The 15,575-nt window shown below is 67.4% G+C and carries 20 protein-coding genes and 1 pseudogene; 12 read left to right on the forward strand and 9 right to left on the reverse strand.

Annotation, left to right across the window (positions count from 1 at the left end; all coding sequences use genetic code 11):
• Positions 1-6: 6 nt before the first annotated feature.
• From IBX22_RS01025 to IBX22_RS01040, 4 genes are all read right to left on the reverse strand, one after another.
• Complete coding sequence (locus IBX22_RS01025) at positions 7-792, reverse strand: SigB/SigF/SigG family RNA polymerase sigma factor (RefSeq protein WP_194813502.1); 786 nt, start codon at positions 790-792, stop codon at positions 7-9.
• Positions 782-1,213, reverse strand: a complete 432-nt coding sequence (locus IBX22_RS01030) for an anti-sigma factor (RefSeq protein ID WP_194813503.1) — start codon at positions 1,211-1,213, stop codon at positions 782-784. The genes IBX22_RS01025 and IBX22_RS01030 overlap by 11 nt, the downstream gene beginning before the upstream one ends.
• A gap of 128 nt (positions 1,214-1,341) precedes the next feature.
• The gene (locus tag IBX22_RS01035; RefSeq protein ID WP_194815496.1) at positions 1,342-2,040 is read right to left on the reverse strand and encodes a PAS and ANTAR domain-containing protein; all 699 of its coding nucleotides are present in this window, start codon (positions 2,038-2,040) and stop codon (positions 1,342-1,344) included.
• 69 nt (positions 2,041-2,109) lie between these two features.
• A complete protein-coding gene (locus IBX22_RS01040) occupies positions 2,110-2,499 on the reverse strand; it encodes an STAS domain-containing protein (protein WP_309234369.1) in 390 nt (129 codons plus the stop codon).
• Between the two features lie 424 nt (positions 2,500-2,923).
• Here IBX22_RS01040 and IBX22_RS01045 point away from each other — a divergent pair, with 424 nt between their 5' ends.
• On the forward strand, positions 2,924-4,159 hold the full coding sequence (locus tag IBX22_RS01045; RefSeq protein ID WP_194813505.1) for a glycosyltransferase: 1,236 nt from the start codon (positions 2,924-2,926) through the stop codon (positions 4,157-4,159).
• On the opposite strand, the gene IBX22_RS01050 is transcribed toward IBX22_RS01045, so the two are convergent.
• On the reverse strand, positions 4,156-4,695 hold the full coding sequence (locus tag IBX22_RS01050; protein ID WP_194813506.1) for a DUF6328 family protein: 540 nt from the start codon (positions 4,693-4,695) through the stop codon (positions 4,156-4,158). The genes IBX22_RS01045 and IBX22_RS01050 overlap by 4 nt on opposite strands.
• Positions 4,696-4,789: 94 nt before the next feature.
• On the opposite strand from IBX22_RS01050, the gene IBX22_RS01055 reads away from it, so the two are divergent.
• From IBX22_RS01055 to IBX22_RS01085, 7 genes are all read left to right on the forward strand, one after another.
• Entirely contained in the window at positions 4,790-5,380 is a 591-nt protein-coding gene (locus IBX22_RS01055) for a nucleotidyltransferase family protein (RefSeq protein ID WP_194813507.1), read from the forward strand.
• Positions 5,381-5,644, forward strand: a complete 264-nt coding sequence (locus tag IBX22_RS01060; RefSeq protein WP_194813508.1) for a BON domain-containing protein — start codon at positions 5,381-5,383, stop codon at positions 5,642-5,644.
• 5 nt (positions 5,645-5,649) lie between these two features.
• Positions 5,650-6,396: a metallophosphoesterase gene (locus IBX22_RS01065; protein ID WP_194813509.1), complete on the forward strand. Its 747-nt coding sequence runs from the start codon at positions 5,650-5,652 to the stop codon at positions 6,394-6,396.
• 72 nt (positions 6,397-6,468) lie between these two features.
• Entirely contained in the window at positions 6,469-6,753 is a 285-nt protein-coding gene (locus IBX22_RS01070; RefSeq protein WP_194813510.1) for a hypothetical protein, read from the forward strand.
• Complete coding sequence (locus IBX22_RS01075; RefSeq protein ID WP_228538120.1) at positions 6,753-7,205, forward strand: hypothetical protein; 453 nt, start codon at positions 6,753-6,755, stop codon at positions 7,203-7,205. Before IBX22_RS01070 ends, IBX22_RS01075 begins: the two co-directional genes overlap by 1 nt.
• Positions 7,206-7,230: 25 nt before the next feature.
• Entirely contained in the window at positions 7,231-7,548 is a 318-nt protein-coding gene (locus IBX22_RS01080) for a hypothetical protein (RefSeq protein WP_194813511.1), read from the forward strand.
• Positions 7,549-7,783: 235 nt separating this feature from the next.
• Positions 7,784-8,767 carry a glycosyltransferase family 9 protein gene (locus tag IBX22_RS01085; RefSeq protein WP_194813512.1) on the forward strand — a complete coding sequence of 328 codons (984 nt, stop codon included), beginning with the start codon at positions 7,784-7,786 and terminating at the stop codon, positions 8,765-8,767.
• 82 nt (positions 8,768-8,849) lie between these two features.
• On the opposite strand, the gene IBX22_RS01090 is transcribed toward IBX22_RS01085, so the two are convergent.
• Positions 8,850-9,092, reverse strand: coding sequence for a CsbD family protein (locus IBX22_RS01090; RefSeq protein WP_194813513.1), 243 nt, complete (start codon positions 9,090-9,092; stop codon positions 8,850-8,852).
• A 129-nt stretch (positions 9,093-9,221) separates the two neighbouring features.
• Between IBX22_RS01090 and IBX22_RS01095 the strand changes: the two genes are divergently transcribed.
• The 4 genes and pseudogenes from IBX22_RS01095 (at position 9,222) to IBX22_RS01110 (ending at position 13,195) form a co-directional block, all read left to right on the forward strand.
• The gene (locus IBX22_RS01095; protein ID WP_194813514.1) at positions 9,222-10,727 is read left to right on the forward strand and encodes an FAD-dependent oxidoreductase; all 1,506 of its coding nucleotides are present in this window, start codon (positions 9,222-9,224) and stop codon (positions 10,725-10,727) included.
• 163 nt (positions 10,728-10,890) lie between these two features.
• Positions 10,891-12,014, forward strand: a pseudogene (locus IBX22_RS01100) (hypothetical protein).
• Positions 12,004-12,603 carry a DUF305 domain-containing protein gene (locus IBX22_RS01105; RefSeq protein ID WP_228538121.1) on the forward strand — a complete coding sequence of 200 codons (600 nt, stop codon included), beginning with the start codon at positions 12,004-12,006 and terminating at the stop codon, positions 12,601-12,603. The pseudogene IBX22_RS01100 and the gene IBX22_RS01105 overlap by 11 nt, the downstream one beginning before the upstream one ends.
• Before the next feature lie 64 nt (positions 12,604-12,667).
• On the forward strand, positions 12,668-13,195 hold the full coding sequence (locus tag IBX22_RS01110) for a hypothetical protein (protein ID WP_194813515.1): 528 nt from the start codon (positions 12,668-12,670) through the stop codon (positions 13,193-13,195).
• Between the two features lie 42 nt (positions 13,196-13,237).
• Here the strand turns inward: IBX22_RS01110 and IBX22_RS01115 are convergent, their stop codons facing one another.
• The 3 genes from IBX22_RS01115 to IBX22_RS01125 all read right to left on the reverse strand — a co-directional run bounded on the left by IBX22_RS01115 (position 13,238) and on the right by IBX22_RS01125 (position 15,563).
• Positions 13,238-13,486 (reverse strand): SCO4226 family nickel-binding protein, encoded by a 249-nt coding sequence (locus IBX22_RS01115; protein WP_194813516.1) that lies wholly within the window; start codon positions 13,484-13,486, stop codon positions 13,238-13,240.
• 110 nt (positions 13,487-13,596) lie between these two features.
• Positions 13,597-14,286 carry an FHA domain-containing protein gene (locus IBX22_RS01120; RefSeq protein WP_194813517.1) on the reverse strand — a complete coding sequence of 230 codons (690 nt, stop codon included), beginning with the start codon at positions 14,284-14,286 and terminating at the stop codon, positions 13,597-13,599.
• A complete protein-coding gene (locus tag IBX22_RS01125; protein WP_309234370.1) occupies positions 14,286-15,563 on the reverse strand; it encodes a VWA domain-containing protein in 1,278 nt (425 codons plus the stop codon). Before IBX22_RS01125 ends, IBX22_RS01120 begins: the two co-directional genes overlap by 1 nt.
• Positions 15,564-15,575: the final 12 nt, after the last annotated feature.

The raw sequence follows: 15,575 nt of genomic DNA on the forward strand, positions 1-15,575 counted from the left end.
CCAGCCCTAGTCGCGCAGCGCTTGTTCCCGCAGCGCGGTCAGGGTTTTGGACAGGATCCTCGACACGTGCATCTGGGAGACCCCCAGCACGTCGGCGATCTGGGTCTGCGTCTTGTTCTCGAAGAACCGCATGATCAGCACCTGGCGTTCCCGGTCCGGCAGGTCCTCGATCAGCGGTTTGACCGCCATGAAGTCCTCCACCAGATGGTAGGACTCTTCCTCTTCGCCGAGGCTTTCCAGCAGCGGCAGCGGGGCGTTGTCGATATCGTCGCCGGCCACCGCGTCGATGGACTGGGACTGATAGGCGTTGCCCGCGATCAGCGCCTGGGTGACCTCCACCAGATCCACATCGAGTTCGGCAGCGATCTCCCGGGCCCGCGGCACCCGGCCCAGCCGCTGCGACATCCGCTCGATGGTCGGACCGATGCTGAGCTGAATCTCCTTGACCCGCCGCGGAACTCGCACCGCCCAGGTGTTGTCACGGAAGTGCCGGCGCACCTCACCCATGATCGTCGGCACCGCGAACGCCAGAAACGAAGAACCGCGGCTCACATCGAAGCGATCCGCGGCTTGCACCAACCCCAGTCGTGCCACTTGCAGCAGATCATCGAAGATCTCACCACGTCCGGAGAACTTTCGCGCGATGTGCTCCGCCAAGGGCAGGCAACGCTCGATCAGTTCCTCCCGCATGGGTTCGCGGCGCGGGTCGTCCGGATCCAGTGCGGCGATCTTCTCGAAGAGCGGCTCGATATTGTCGTAGCTGTCACCGGGCGATCTCGACTCACCCGTCATCAGCCACCCCTCGCACCCAGCTGAAATCCACCATCGTCGGGAACCCGCCCACCGTCGCGTCGAACGGTTCCTGCACGGCGGCAATGGAAGCCGTCAGGGTCCGCACGATATGCCAGCCGAAACCGGCCTGCCCCACTACCGCCTCGGAGGTCGCGACCGAGCCGACGTGGACGAACATCTGCCGGTCGTCATAGGTGAATTCGCACTCGAGGGTGGAGTCCGGCACCGCCTCCATGATCAGCGACGTGGCCACCTCGTCCAGGGCGAGCCGGATGTCGGTGACCTCGTCGAGCGCGAAATCGGCTATGAGCGAGACGGTTTCGGCGAGGGCGCGCAGCATTGTGAGCTGGTCGAACTGAGCGGGTAACCGCACCCCGATCGTCGTCGTCTTCGTTGAGGATCGGGAAGTCCACTCCCCCATTGCCCATCACCACCTTGTTCGCGTCGCCGGTTGCGCGGTCCGGCCACCGGGCACAGCCCCATGCTCTAACCGCGACGTTCCTCACGGTGCCGCTTACCCGGTGCGGGCGGGAGCAAACACGAACCTGGTCAGCTACCCGCCTGGATGCGCTCGTGCGCGGTGAGCAGCAAATGATCGAATTCGGTGCGCATATGCACTGGCGAGTGCACCATCGCGCCGATGTCGGCGACCAGCTGGTCGGCCAGCGCGCGCAGCTTCACGTTGGTTTCCTGGGACCGCCAGCTGAGCACCTTGAACGCCTGCTCCGGGCTGATTCCGTAGACCAGCATCAGCGCGCCCTTGGCCTGTTCGATCACCGCGCGCGCCGCGTACAGCTCGGGCAGGGTGTCGTCGAGGGTTTCCTGCCGGTGCTCCTCGAGGGTGTCGGTGACGTCGACGTAGTAGCCGGCGGTGCCCACGACCTCGCCGTCGTCGTCGGCCATCCGGTCGGCGACCACGATGACGTGATGCACGTTGCCGCCGGTGTCGATGATGCGGTGCCGGCTGGAGAACGGATCGCCGTGCTCGACGGTCTTGGCGAGCGTGCTGGCCACCTGCGCACGGTCCTCGGGGTGCTTGTGGGTCAGCAGCAGCTCGGTGGTCGGGGTGACGGTGCCGGGCGTGTACCCGTGCATCACCGCCACCTCGTCGGACCATTCCCAGCGCTCGTCGTCGAACCAATACCGGAAGTTGCCGACGCTTTGCGGCTTACCCATTCCGATCACACGGTTCAGCGCAACGGCATCCTCGGCGTCCGGGTCCGCTTCGTGAACCGATCCACTCTCCATCACAGCGCCAGTATGCGTGGCGTAGAGCGTGCGAGCGAGTGGATCGGCCGGTTCGAGGACCAACGTCATTCAGGCGTCGAGGGCCGCCCGCATCGAGGGGTAGTTACCGAACATCGGCCGGACTCCGGTGAGTTCGAAGGCACGCTCGATGTCGCGGCGACCGGCCACGATCCGGAGGTCGACGCCGTTGCACGCGGCCCGCTGCCGGGCCGCGCCGAGGCTGGCGGCGGCCCGCAGGCTGACGAACCGCGCGGCCCGCAGATCGATCACCACCGCGGGAGCGCCGGAATCGATCGCGTTGTCGAGGGTGGCGCGAAATTCGGGATAGACGGCGGCGTCGAGCTCGCCTTCCACCCGCACCACCACGCTTCGTCTACGGCGGTCGACCCGTTGCGCCCAGGTACGGCTCGGATGGAACCGTGGCGTCGAATCGTCCGCTGTAGCGCCGTCGGCAGACACGTGAGCACCGTTAAGAGAGTGCAGCACAACTGCATCCGTAGGCATGACATACCTCCCACAATCAGGGGGGATCTCCGGTTCACAACAGGTGCGGAGGGGTCTGCGGGAAGTGAGCGGCGAAGTGGGGAGTTCGTATGGGGGAACTCGTGTCGCAACGCTCCCGCCGACCTAGCACCGAGCGTCTCCTCATCGAGGCGGTCGCTGTGAATCCGGGGTCGGCTGTAGTCTCAACCTTTCCCTAGTTTGGCACGCCCGCTCCGTTCTGTACACAAAACCGGCGCAGCACCGGCCCGGGGCGCGATCGTCACGGTTTGGATCACGCACCCCGCCCTCACCCGGTCGAACAGCGCCTGCCCGGGTTTGCCGCCGCAGTTCACTGGGCATAACCGCCACAGATCGTCTGCGCCGTTGATGGGAGTCCGCCGTGAAGATTGCAATGGTGGCCGAATGTGCTTCTCCGCTAACCGAACTCGGCGGGGGCGCCGCCAGCGGGCGGACGGTCGCGGTGGGGGCATTGGCGGCGGCGCTGGTCCGGGCCGGGCACGAAGTCACGGTGTACACCCGTCGGCAGGATCCGCACACCCGCACCGAAGTTCCGGCCCGGGAGGGTTATCGCGTGGTGCACGTCCCCGCCGGGCCGCCGCGGCCGCTGCCGCGCGACCAGATCCTGCCGCATCTGGGTGAATTCGGGACGTTCCTGCGCAAGCACTGGGCGCTGCGCCGCCCCGAGGTGGTGCACGCGCACTTCTGGATGTCGGCGCTGGCCGCCGAATTGGCCGCCCGCTCACACGATCTGCCGGTGGTGGTGTCCTTCCACGGGCTGGGCACGGTGCGCCGGCGCTTCCACGGCCTGGCCGATACCAGCCCGCGCCCGCGCATCCGCTTCGAGCGGCTCATCGCCACCCGCGCCACCCAGGTCCTGGCCACCTGCTCCGACGAGGTCACCGAGCTGACCCGGATGGGGGTGCCGCGATTCCGGATTTCGGTGGTACCCGGCGGAGTCGATCTCGCGACGTTCACCCCGGACGGCGGCGCGGCCGGGCGACGGCAGCCGCATCGGCTGCTGGCGGTGGGAAGACTGGTGCGCCGCAAGGGATTCGACCTTGCGGTGCGCACGCTCGCCGAACTGCCGGATACCGAACTCGTGATCGCGGGCGGCGCTGTCGGCGACGGCCTCGACGAGGACACCGAAACCCGTCGCCTGCGCCGTTTGGCTGCCGATTACGGTGTGGCGGAACGGCTTCGGATGCTCGGACCGGTATCGCACGCGACCATGCCGCGGTTGTACCGCTCGGCCGACGTGGCGCTGTGCACGTCCTGGTACGAGCCGTTCGGACTGGTCCCGCTGGAAGCCATGGCCTGCGGGACTCCGGTCGTCGCCACCGCGGTCGGCGGGATGCTGGACACCGTGGTCGACGGCGTCACCGGAAGACTAGTCGCGCCACCGGAACCCGCGACCATCGCACGGGCGGTACGCGCCCTGCTCGACGATCCGGTGCGGCGCGAATCCTGGGGCGCCGCGGGCATCCAGCGGGTGCGCGAGCGCTATTCCTGGGATCGCATCGCCGCCGAGACCGTGACCACCTACGAGCGCGCCACCCCGATCCGCAGCGCTCCGCTCCGCCCGGCCCCGCTGCCCGCGGTAGCCACCGCGCGCTAGCGCTCGTCCGCCGCATCCGCCGACGCCGGATCGGCCTCGGATCTAGCCCGCCACCGCCAGGGGGTGAGCAGCCAGGCGACGACGAACAGCGCCGCGAGGACCGCGCCCGCCACCACACCCGCGTACGCCTCTTCGACGACGACCTCGAAGACCAGAATCACGGCGCCGGTGAGCGCGACGCCCAGCAGAGCCACCCCGATCATCGCGCACCGATGCGCTGCGGCCACCACGTTCCCCATGCGCTGCCGCCGGAACAGGATCCGATGCCAGGACACCGGCGCCACCAGGAACACCGTCGCTCCCACCGCCGTGGACACGGTGACCAGATACAGCACCCGCAAAGGGCCGGAAAGATGCGCGAAACCGGACTGGAACGGCAGGATCAGCAGAGCGCCGATCAAGAATTGGATACCGGTCTGGACGACGCGTAATTCCTGGATCAGGCTTTCCCAGTTGCGGTCGAGACGTTCGGTGTCAGTCTCGGACCGGCCGTGCGGGAACCGGCCCTCCCCCGGGCGGCCGCCGTGCTCGTTCACCTGAATCTCCTCCCCTGCTCGATCTCCAGGGGTAAAGACCCGTATACCCGCTGTCACCACGATTAACCGCGAAAGCGCCGGGTACCACCGCCCTATGGTTCCGACCACCGAAGAGCTGCTGCACGCGCTGACCCGCACGGTCACCACCCTGACCGGTACCGGTATCCGGTTCGCGGTCGCGGGCGGTTGCGCGGTGTATGCCCGGGGCGGGCCGGTCACCCATCACGACGTCGATATCTTCGTCAAACCCGAAGACACCGACGCGGCCGTGGCGGCACTGGCGGAGGAGGGCCTGCGGCTGTGCGAGCCCGCCGAGGACTGGCTGACCAAGGTATACGACGGCGACACCCTGATCGACGTGATCTTCCGCCCGAACAATCGCGACGTCACCGACGAACTGCTGGATCGCGCGGAGGAAATGCGGATCGGCCCGACGATGGCGCCGGTCGTCAGCGGCACCGACCTGATGGTGGACAAGCTGCTCGTGTTCGACGCGCACCGGCTGGACCTGAGCCCGCTCCTGCACATCGCCCGCGACCTGCGCGAACAGGTCGACTGGACGGCCGTGCGGCAGCAGACCGAACATTCGCCGTACGCGCGCGCCTTTCTCGGCCTGCTGGCCGATCTCGGGATCGCCGACACCGGAATCACCAACGGGGGCACCGACACCGAGGGAGGCAAGTAGATGGAGACACCGCAATATGTCGTCGCGCATCTGCGCCGCGCACTCGCCGAGGATCCGCGTACCTGCGAACTCGGCATCCACGTCACCATTCGCGGTGAGGTGGTGGTGCTCGGCGGCGAGGTGAGCAGTGTGGAACGCAAACAGGCCATGGAGACGGTGATCCGGGAGCAGCTGCCGACGGCGCGCATTCACAACGACGTGCACGTCACCCTGCCCTGCGCCCCGGAGGGCACCGAAGACCTCTCCGCGCCCGAAAGGAGTTGAGCCCCATGCGAATCGCGGCCGTGGGTGATATCCATCTGGGCGCGGAATCGGCCGGCCAGCTGCGGCCGGCGCTGCGCGAACTGCCGTTGCGCGCCGACGCGCTGCTGCTCGCCGGTGATCTGACCCGGCACGGCACCCTGGAGGAGGCGCGGGTGGTGGCGAACGAAGTCTCCGACCTGGGGCTGCCGGTGATCGCGGTGCTGGGCAACCACGACCACCACAGCGACCTGCCGGACGAGATCACCGCGCTGCTCTGCGACCACGGCATCACGGTGCTGGAAGGCACCTCGGTCACCCTCGACATCGGCGGGGAAACCCTCGGCGTGGCCGGCTGCAAGGGCTTCGGCGGCGGCTTCGCGGGCAAGTGCGCCAGCATCTTCGGCGAACGCCTCATGCGCGAATTCGCCGGGCACACCGTCGATGTCGCCGAATCGCTGCGCAGCGCGCTGGCCGATCTCGACACCGATGTGACGGTGGTGCTCACCCACTACTCCCCCATCAGCGACACCCTGCACGGCGAACCCCCGGAGATCTACGCGTTCCTCGGCTCCTATCTGCTGGGTGAGCCGATCGATGAGTTCCAGGTCGATCTGGCGCTGCACGGGCACGCGCACGCGGGCACCGAACGCGGCACCACCCCGGGCGGGATCCGGGTGCGCAATGTCGCCGAACCGGTGATCCGGGCGGCGTATGCGATCTACGAGTTGCAGCCCGCGCGCGACAAGGCGGCCCAGCCGCTGGCCACCCGGTGATTGACCGTGCCGAACCCGGGTATCGCTGCCAAGGCACCTGTTCGACAGTTCGGCCAGAAAAGGAGCTTCCTAATGGTTGGCGAGCAAGATTTTCCGGATCATGAACGCACCACCAGAAGTCACGCCGGCGAAACGCTCGAGGACACCCGCAATTGGCCCGGCATTATTCTCGTGATGCTGGGCATCGTCGGGCTCGCGCTGACTGTCACCGCCGCGGGCTACGGATTCGAGGGCTGGGCGATCATCGGTGTTGTCGCCACCGTGCTGTGCCTCGGTATCGGCGCGTTCCTCGTTTTCGCCGAGCACCGCCGGGTCCGCAAGGAGGAGACGCACAGCTCCGACGATGGCGGGCATTGATGAACGCTCGCTCGTTGTGTTTGCTCGCCGCCGCGGGCGCGCTGTTGCTGACTGGATGTGGCAGCAACGTGCCCGGAGGCGATTCCGAAACTCCGATCGGCCCCGCCACCCCGACTCAGCCGAAATTCACGATGACCTTCAATTCGACGACGCCGAAGAGTTCGGAAATTCCGAACCCCGATCAGATCACCGAGGTGGCGGCGAACCAGTTGTGCGAGATGTTCCGCGACGAGCTCGGGGATTGGAAATCGCAGGGTTCGGTGCTGGCCCGGGTGGGTTTCAACGGCACCGTGCACAACTGGGGGCTGCGCAACGGCGGCCTCAACGACCTGATTGTCCGGGACCGCACGGTGATCGACACGGCCACCACCGCGGCCTGCCCGCAGACGCGTGACGAAGTGCTCGAAGCGCTCGATGTTCCCGACCTCGCCTCCGGCTTGGCCGGATTCTGATTCCCTTCAGCCCCAGGAGAATTCGATGAATCTGAGTACTGTGACCACCGCCGCCGTCGCCGGCCTCGCCGCGGCCGCTCTGTTCGCCGCGGGTTGCGATGAGGCCGAGAAGGCCGTGAACAAGGGCGGCGAAACGCCGTGCAGCGAATTCACCAAGCAGGACAAGGAAAAGCAGCGCACCACCGTCGCGAAGTTCCTGGAACAGGAGCAGGGTGGCGACGTGCCGAACGATCAGACCGTCGACCGTTCCCTCACCGCGATCGAGTTGATGTGCTCGGCCCAGGCCAACCCCGACACCCCCATCAACAAGGCCGACCTGACCGGAATCCTGGTCCCCAAGTAGAGATCTGCGCCACACCCTGTTTCGAGCGGATGCGCCGGGATATCACCGGAATACGATTTGCCGCCTCCGGCCCGCTCGACATCGGCGTCGAGCGTCGAAAGCCGCACCACCAGGACGTTCCCGCCCGGGCGGTACGGAGGTCGGCGGCCGGCTCGCGGACGGGGACGCCGACGCTGCCGCCCTCGTCCGCGAGTTCGCAAGGGCGCCAGAGATTTACCGCCGGGAGGCGTAGCTGATGTCCTCGACCGCAGACCCGGCCGTAACCCTGATCCTGCGGGCTCGCGGCCTGGGCGGACTGCTCACCGCGCTGCCCGCCCTGCGCGGGTTACGCGCCGCTCGCCCACACCATCGCCTCGTGCTCGCCGCGCCCGGCTGGCTACGCCCGATCGTCGACATGACGGGCTGCGTGGACGACCTGCACGCCACCCCGATCCTGGGTGACCTGCGCTGGAACGCGCCGCCACCGACGAGCGCGGTGAACCTGCACGGACCGGGCCCCGAAGGCATCGCCGATCTGGACGCCACCGACCCGGAGCAGCTGATCACCTATCGGCATCCGGATTTCCCGCTGGTGCGCGGCCCCGCCTGGCCGGACGATCTGCACGAGACGCTGCGCTGGTGCAAACTGCTCGAATCAGCCGGGATACCAACGGATCCGGCCAGCATCGAGCTGGATCCGCCGCCGGAGGCCCTCGGCCAGCGCACCCACGTCGTCATTCATCCGGGCGCGAGTTCGCCCGCGCGGCAATGGCCCGCGGAGCGTTTCGCGACTGTCGCCTCCCGTCTGCAGGCCGCCGGTCACCCGATTCTGGTCACCGGCACCTCCACCGAACTTCCCCTTGCCCGCTATGTAGCCGAGCACGCCGGTCTGCCCGAAACCTCGGTGGTGGCAGGCGAACTCACGCTGCAACAGCTGGCCGCCACGGTCGCGGGCGCGGCGCTGGTGATCTGCGGAGATACCGGCGTCGGCCACTTGGCCACCGCCTTCGGCACCCCCTCGGTGCTGATCTTTGGTCCCCTCTCCCCCGCCCAGTCCGGTCCGCCCGCCGGGCGCGCGGCGCATATCGCGCTGTGGGCCGGGCAGACTGGCGATCCTTACGCCGCCGAACCAGATCCGGGCTTGCTCCTGGTCAGTGCCATGGAAGTGATCGATGCCGCCGAGCGCCAACTGAATATCGCGCGCCAGTTGCCGACAATGGAAAACAACGTCATCCAGTGAGCCCGAAGTCTTAAATAAAAAAAGCCCGCCCGGCGGATTCGCCGGGCGGGCTTTTTTCGATGATCGACGTAATGATCAAGGACTAGTCCTGCTGGTGTGCGCGCTGACGCTTTTCGTCGACGCCTGCTTCCGCACGTGCTTTCTCGGCGGCTGCTTCCTTCTTGGCGGCTTCGCGCTGGGATTCGGCCTTGTCCTGCTGGGCGCGGCCTTCTTCGCGGACATCGTCACGTCCGAAAACGGTTCCGGCGGCCTCTTTGGCCTTACCCTTCACGCCCTCGACGGTGCCTTCGAAGCCTTCCTGGGGACCGCTCTTACGCTCGGTCACGATATATCTACCTCCGAAATTCGGTTATCAGGTGGACACTTGCCGTCTACCCGCCGTAACCGGGCTCAATCAGCCGCGGCGAGATTTCCGGACAGGTTTCGGTACCACCCGATCGGCTATCTCCCGCCTATGACGTCACTATGGACGAAAGACGCCGAGGTGCCGGCCCGGCTGCGGCTCACTCCGGGACTCCGGTTCGACACCGTCGTGATCGGGGGCGGGATCACCGGCCTGGTGACCGCGCTGCTGCTGGCCGAAAACGGCGTCCAAGTGGCGGTCCTCGAGGCCCGCCGGGTCGGTGCCGCGGCCAGTGGGCTGAATACCGGGAAGGTCAGTCTGCTGCAGGGGACGCGGGCGCAGAAGATCGCCCGGATGCACTCGATCAGCACCCTGACTCGCTACGTCGAGGCCAATCGCGACGCCCAGCAGTGGCTGGTGCGGTTCTGCGAGGAACACAACGTCGACCACCAGCGCGAGCCCGCGCTCACCTACGCGCAGACCGCCGGGGAAATGAAGCAGGTGCGTGCCGAGTACGAGGCGACCCAGCGGGCAGGCCTGCCCACCGAGCTGGTGGGCGATCTCGAGGTGCCGTTCCCGGTGCATGGCGCGGTCCGGCTCGACGATCAGGTACAGGTCGACCCGATGGCGCTGATCGCCGCGCTGGCCGCGCAGGTGGAGGCCTACACCGCGCCGATCTACGAATCCACCCGCGCCCACGGTGTGCGCAGCGGACCCGACGGTGACCTGATCATCGACACCGAGCACGGCGACCTCGCCGCCCACTCGGTGGTGCTGGCCACGGCCATGCCGATCCTCGACCGCGGCGGCTTCTTCGCCCGGCTCGAGGCGGAACGCTCCTATCTGACCGCTTACCGTGTGCCGCAACCGATTCCGCGCGAGATGTTCATCAGCGCCGGCCAGCCCACGAAATCGCTGCGCTACGCGCCGACCCCCGACGGTAACGTACTCGTCGTCGGCGGCAACGCGCACGGCGTCGGGCGGACGGATTCGGCGAAAACCCATGTCGAGGCCCTGGTCGACTGGACCAAGCGGTGGTTCCCCGGCGCGGAACCGCTCTACAGCTGGTCAGCCCAGGACCACCATCCGATCGGCGAACTCCCCTACGCGGGGCCGCTGCTGCCGGGCCAGGATCGGATCACCGTGGCCACCGGCTTCGCCAAGTGGGGCCTGACCAACGGCACCGCGGCCGCGCTGGCGCTGGCCGGGCGGCGCACCGGCAAGCCACCGGCCTGGTCCGGAGTGTTCGAAACCTGGCGGCCCGCGGAATTGAAGGGCTGGTTCTCGGCGCTGAAAGCCAATGCCGGAGTGGCGCAACAGATGGGCAGCGGCTGGTTGCTGCGGCTGTCCGGCGGGCCCGGCACCGCGCCCGAAGAGGGCTGCGGGAAGGTCGAACGGCATGGCCTGAGCCCGTCCGCGGTCTGCACCGTCGACGGCACCACCACCGAGGTCTCCGCGGTGTGCCCGCATCTGGGCGGCATCGTGCGCTGGAACGACGTGGAGATGTCCTGGGATTGCCCGTTGCACGGGTCGCGCTTCGCACCCGATGGCACGGTCCTGGAAGGCCCTGCGACCAAGGGCCTTTCGCCGCGGGTGGTGCCGCGGCCGATGCACTGACTCGCGGGTCGCCTGATGCGGGAAGACAGAATTGCTGTAATTGCCTCAGGAACGCCCGCCCAGTTGTAACGTGTTCTAGATCTGCCGCCCAGGAGGGGTTGCCCAGTGGTGCGGCGGATCTGCGACACGTGACTCTGGGAGGGGCTCTGTGGCTCGACTGTCGATGCTGACTGCCGCTGTGGCACTGGCTGTTTCGTTCACGGCGCTGCCACCCGGCTCGGCCGGTGCGGCGGTGTACAACTGGCCCGAGATCGAGCAGAACGCGGTGCCGCGGGCGGAGTGCGGGCCCGGTTCGCTGCCGGAAACCGGTGTGCAGGGCGATGTTCCGGCCGAGGATCGGCTCAATGGGCGCAGCACCGCCGGATATCGCTGCAACACCTCGTTCGTGGGTGGATTGCAGCAGCAGGGCGGCGGGACGCTGTCGGCGGTCTATGACCACTGCTCCTACACCGGTACCTTCTTTCCCGGGAACCTGCTGAACAGCGCCGCGCCGGGCGTGCACGTCATCGATGCGTCCGACCCGGCGAACCCGGTGCAGACCGCCAGCCTCGACGAACCCGCCATGCTCGGCGGGACGTGGGAGAGCCTCAAGGTCAACCACGCGCGAAAACTGCTGGCCGCCACCGCCGTTCCCATCACGACCGGCACCGCCTACTTCTCCATCTACGACATCTCCGACTGCGCGCATCCACGCTTGCTGAACCCCGGGCCCGGCACCGACCTGACGATGCCGCTGCCGTTCCTGTCGCACGAGGGCGGCTTCTCCCCCGACGGCAACACCTACTGGGCCACCAGCACCAGCCCCGGCCTGGTCACGGCCATCGATGTCAGCGATCCGTCGAATCCGCGCGTCATCTGGCACGGGCTGCAGTCGCTGACCGCCCACGGGTTCGGGATCAGCCCCGACGGCACCAAGATGTATCTGTCGATCCAGAACGGGATCAACATTCTCGACATCAGCGCCATCCAGCGCCGCGACCCGTATCCGGTGGTGCACTACCCAATTCGGTCAACTCCGACCTGGCTTTCATCGGCGTGCCGGTCTGGAATTTCGTGCCGCTGGCCCGCGAAATGCTCAACGGCAAACTGCAACCAGGCCAGGCGCTCGGACCGCGCTCGGGCATGGTCACCAAGAACGACATGTCCGCCGACATGTGCCTGTCACCGCCGGTGTTCCGGGGCACGCAGATCTGGACCACCTGCAGCGACAACGGATTCCTGATCTTCGAACTGGACAACAACGTCTACACCCCGCCCGCCGATCAGGAGCCGACCGTTGGCGCGTAAGCAGCTGCTGCTCGCGGCGGTGTGCCTGATAGTCGGTGGGGCGCTGGGCTTTTGGCTGCACCCGCCGTCGCCGAGCGCTCCCGGGCCGGTGCTGTCGCCGGTGGATATCGGCTTCGCCCAGGACATGGCGGTGCACCACGAACAGGCGGTGCTGCTCTCGCGCACCTTGCCCGCCGGCGCGAGCCCGCAGATCCGCGGCATCGCCGAACGCATCGTGCTCGCCCAGACCGGCGAGATCGCCCAGCTGCGCGGCTGGCTACAGCTTTTCGAGCTGCCGCTGACCACCGCGACGCCGATGCGCTGGATGCAAGGACAGCACGACCACGGCGGCGCACCGATGCCCGGCATGGCCTCCGTCGCCGAAATCACCACCCTGGCCGGACTGCGCGGCGCCGAGGCCGAAATCCTGTTCCTGCAGTTGATGATTCGCCACCATCACGGCGGCATCGATATGGCCCAGGCCGCCTTCAACACCGGCTCGAACGCCGCGGTCAAACGAGTGGCGCTGGACATGGTGAACGAGCAGGGCAACGAGACCGGCCAGATGACCGCGCTGCTCACCGCCCGCAACGCCCAGCCCCTGTCGTGATTGTAGGGTTACACCCAAGCGCCGGAGCATGTCCGGTCGCCGAGCGAACGAAGGGACAGCGGGGATGTCGGAAACCTCGGTCGAGGTGCTCCTGGACGACTTCGAAAACAAGGACAACTGGGACGTCGCCGGCGCCGGCGCCGGCCGCAGTCACCTCACCACGTTCGCCGAAGGCGCTCCCAACAAGGAACTCCGGGCCTACATCGACGGCCGTGCCGGCGCCGACCACCGCGCCCTGGTGCTGCTGATCAAGTCGGCCGCCGACGACCTCGAGGTCGACCTCGTCACCAAATCCGGTGAATCCTTCGCGGTCCCCGGGCAGCTGGAGGCACTGAACCTCTGGGTGCGCTCACCGCACGCCTCGATCCGGATCTTCGCCAGCCTCGGCAGCACCGAGGGCTCCATCCACGAAGTGCAACTGGGCAAGGTCACCGCCAGCGCCGAATGGCAGCACGTCAAGCACCAGCTCGACGCCCCGATCGACGGCGCCAACCTCAAGGGCCTGAAGATCCGCCTGATGGCAGTCACCAAGCAGACCGGCGAGCTGATGATCCTGCTGGACGACCTGACCGCCCGCACCAAGCACGGCTAGGTGATTGATTTTTTGTTGTAAACCGGTTGCCGGCCGGTGCGGTCAAGCCTGGACCGGCACCTGGTAGATGTTGTCGGCGGGGTGTCCCGCGCGCTGATGGATCCGCTGCACCGCTTCGGCACTGGGCGCCTCGGACAGGCAGAAGACCATCCCCGACTCGGGGTCTGCCCAGGCGTGTTTGAAGTTCACGTGCTCGTCGTCCTGGATCGCCAGGTCGGCGTTGTGGGCTTCGGTCAGGGCTTCGGGAGTAACTCCCTGCATCGTCGTATGCACATCCATGAACTCGGGCATGGCAAGTCCCTTTCTCTGAGACTTCTCACTATGCTCCCTTGTCCGTCGCACCGCCATCACCTGCGGCGATGACGTAGGCCCTACCGGAGGAGAGCCCCACCAGGTGGCCGTCAGCCGCGGCTGAGGGTGATGGTTGTCCAGGCTCCCAGATGGATCCGGTCGCCTGCGTGTACCGGTACTGCGGTGTTCTTCGGAATATCAGTTTCAGCGTCGTTGAGGCTGGTGCCGTTGGTGGAGCCGAGATCGGTGATGGTCGCGGTGTCCTCGGTCAGGTGCAGCGTGGCGTGGGCGCGGGAGACGCCGGCGTCGGCGGGTGGGATGCCGAGGTCGATGTCGGGGTTCACGCCCTGCGAGACGCTGTGTTTACCGATCAGGATGTCGCTGCCGTGCAAGGTGATTCGGCGTTCCGGGAAGTAGGCGGGGAAAGCGACCTGGTCGGCGTCGGGTCCTTTGCGGGCCTGGACGCGCTCGTAGAAGGCGCGGTCGGCAGTGATGGTGGCGACCCAGGCGAGCTGCGGGACCGGGGTGGGTTCGGGCGGAGGCTCGAATACCGCGGGCTGGCCCACCAGTGTCGGAGCCGGGTCGATCAAGGTAGATGCGGCGGGCGGCTGGGCGGGCGTGCCCAGCACGAAGTCGTGGCCGCACCCTTCGCAAAACCGGCTGCCGGCGCTCGGAGTGCCGCATTCCGGGCAGGCCGCCGCCGTCGGGGTTGCGGCATGCGACGGCTGCCCGATCTGGGTGCCGCACTCGTCGCAATAATCGGTCGATTCCGAGGAGTGCCCGTCGGGACAGATAACCATCAGGACTTCTTCGGCGGGATCCGGACGGTCTTGACCGAGCGGGCCTCGAGGGCTTTTTCGTCGAACGCCTCGACCTTGGTGCGCAGCCGGACGGTGCCGTCGCGCTCGACGTCGACAACATTGCGGAGCAGCTTCGCGGTTTCGGCGTTACCGGCCTGGGTGGCCAGTTCCACGGCGCGGCGCAGTTTGGCGGTGGCGGTGTCGACGTCGCCGCTCTTGCGGGCGTCCAAGCCTTCCTGCACCACCTGGGCGAGTTCGGCCTGATCGGTGTATTTGGCGACGCGCTCGCTGATCCGGGCCGAGAGCTGGGTGTCCTCGGTCCACACCGCACGCACCAGCCCCTTGCCGACCTCCTGATCACCGGCGAAGACGGTAACTCGCGCGGCGGCCTTCTCCCGGCCGGGCGGCGCGGGTTCCAGGCGCACCTGCAGGTGGTATTCGCGTTCCTCCGCACCCCAGGAGCCGAGCGGGAAGTCCCGCACCTGCGGGCTGTTCTCCACCTGTAGGCCGGTCAGGTCGAGGACTGCCGGACTGACCTGTTTGACATAGTTGACCGTGGCCCCCGCCGGCGTCCAAACCCGAAGTCTCAGTTCGGGAATCGCCTTGGCCAGCGAACTCTGCATCATGGCGGTGAAGTCGGCCGCGAGCTCCTCGCCCTGCTCGACCACGTCGGTGCTGCCGTGCAGCGCGTTGGAGATCAGCTGCATTTCCTTGACCACGTAGTCTGCGCCGACTCCCCGGCAGTCGCAGGTGAACAGGCCTTCGGACAGTTTGATCTCGGCTTCGAGGGTTTCGGGTTCCTCGTGCTCGTTCTTGCCGTCGGTGAGCAGAATGGCGTGCACCATCGCGCCCTCGTGCTTCTTGGCGAGCTGGCGGGCCAGCCCGAGCCAGGTCCCCATCGCGGTCCCCCCGGACGGTCGCAGCTTGTCCAGTTGCCGGCGGGCCGCGGCCACGTTCTGCCGCGTCGCGGGCAGCGAGGGCTCGTCTTTGGGAAAGATCAAGCGCGCCTTGGCGGTGCCCTCGATGATGGCGAAGCGGGTGCCTTCGGGCAGCACGTCGAGCGCGGCCAGGGTGGCCTCACGGGCGCCCTGGAACTTGCGGCCGGTCGCCATCGAACCGGAACAGTCGATGATGAGGATCTCGACCCGCTCCGGGGGCGGCTCGGCGGCGACGAAATCCGCTCCCGCTTCGACGGTGACGATGGCGTCGACCGTGTCCGCGCCTTCGGCCAGATACTCGTTCTGGTCGACGGCTACCGAAATGCCTTGGTTTTCCACAGTGTGCTCCTG

It is taken from the genome of Nocardia sp. XZ_19_385 (assembly GCF_015355755.1).
In the GTDB taxonomy this organism is placed as follows: Bacteria; Actinomycetota; Actinomycetes; order Mycobacteriales; family Mycobacteriaceae; genus Nocardia.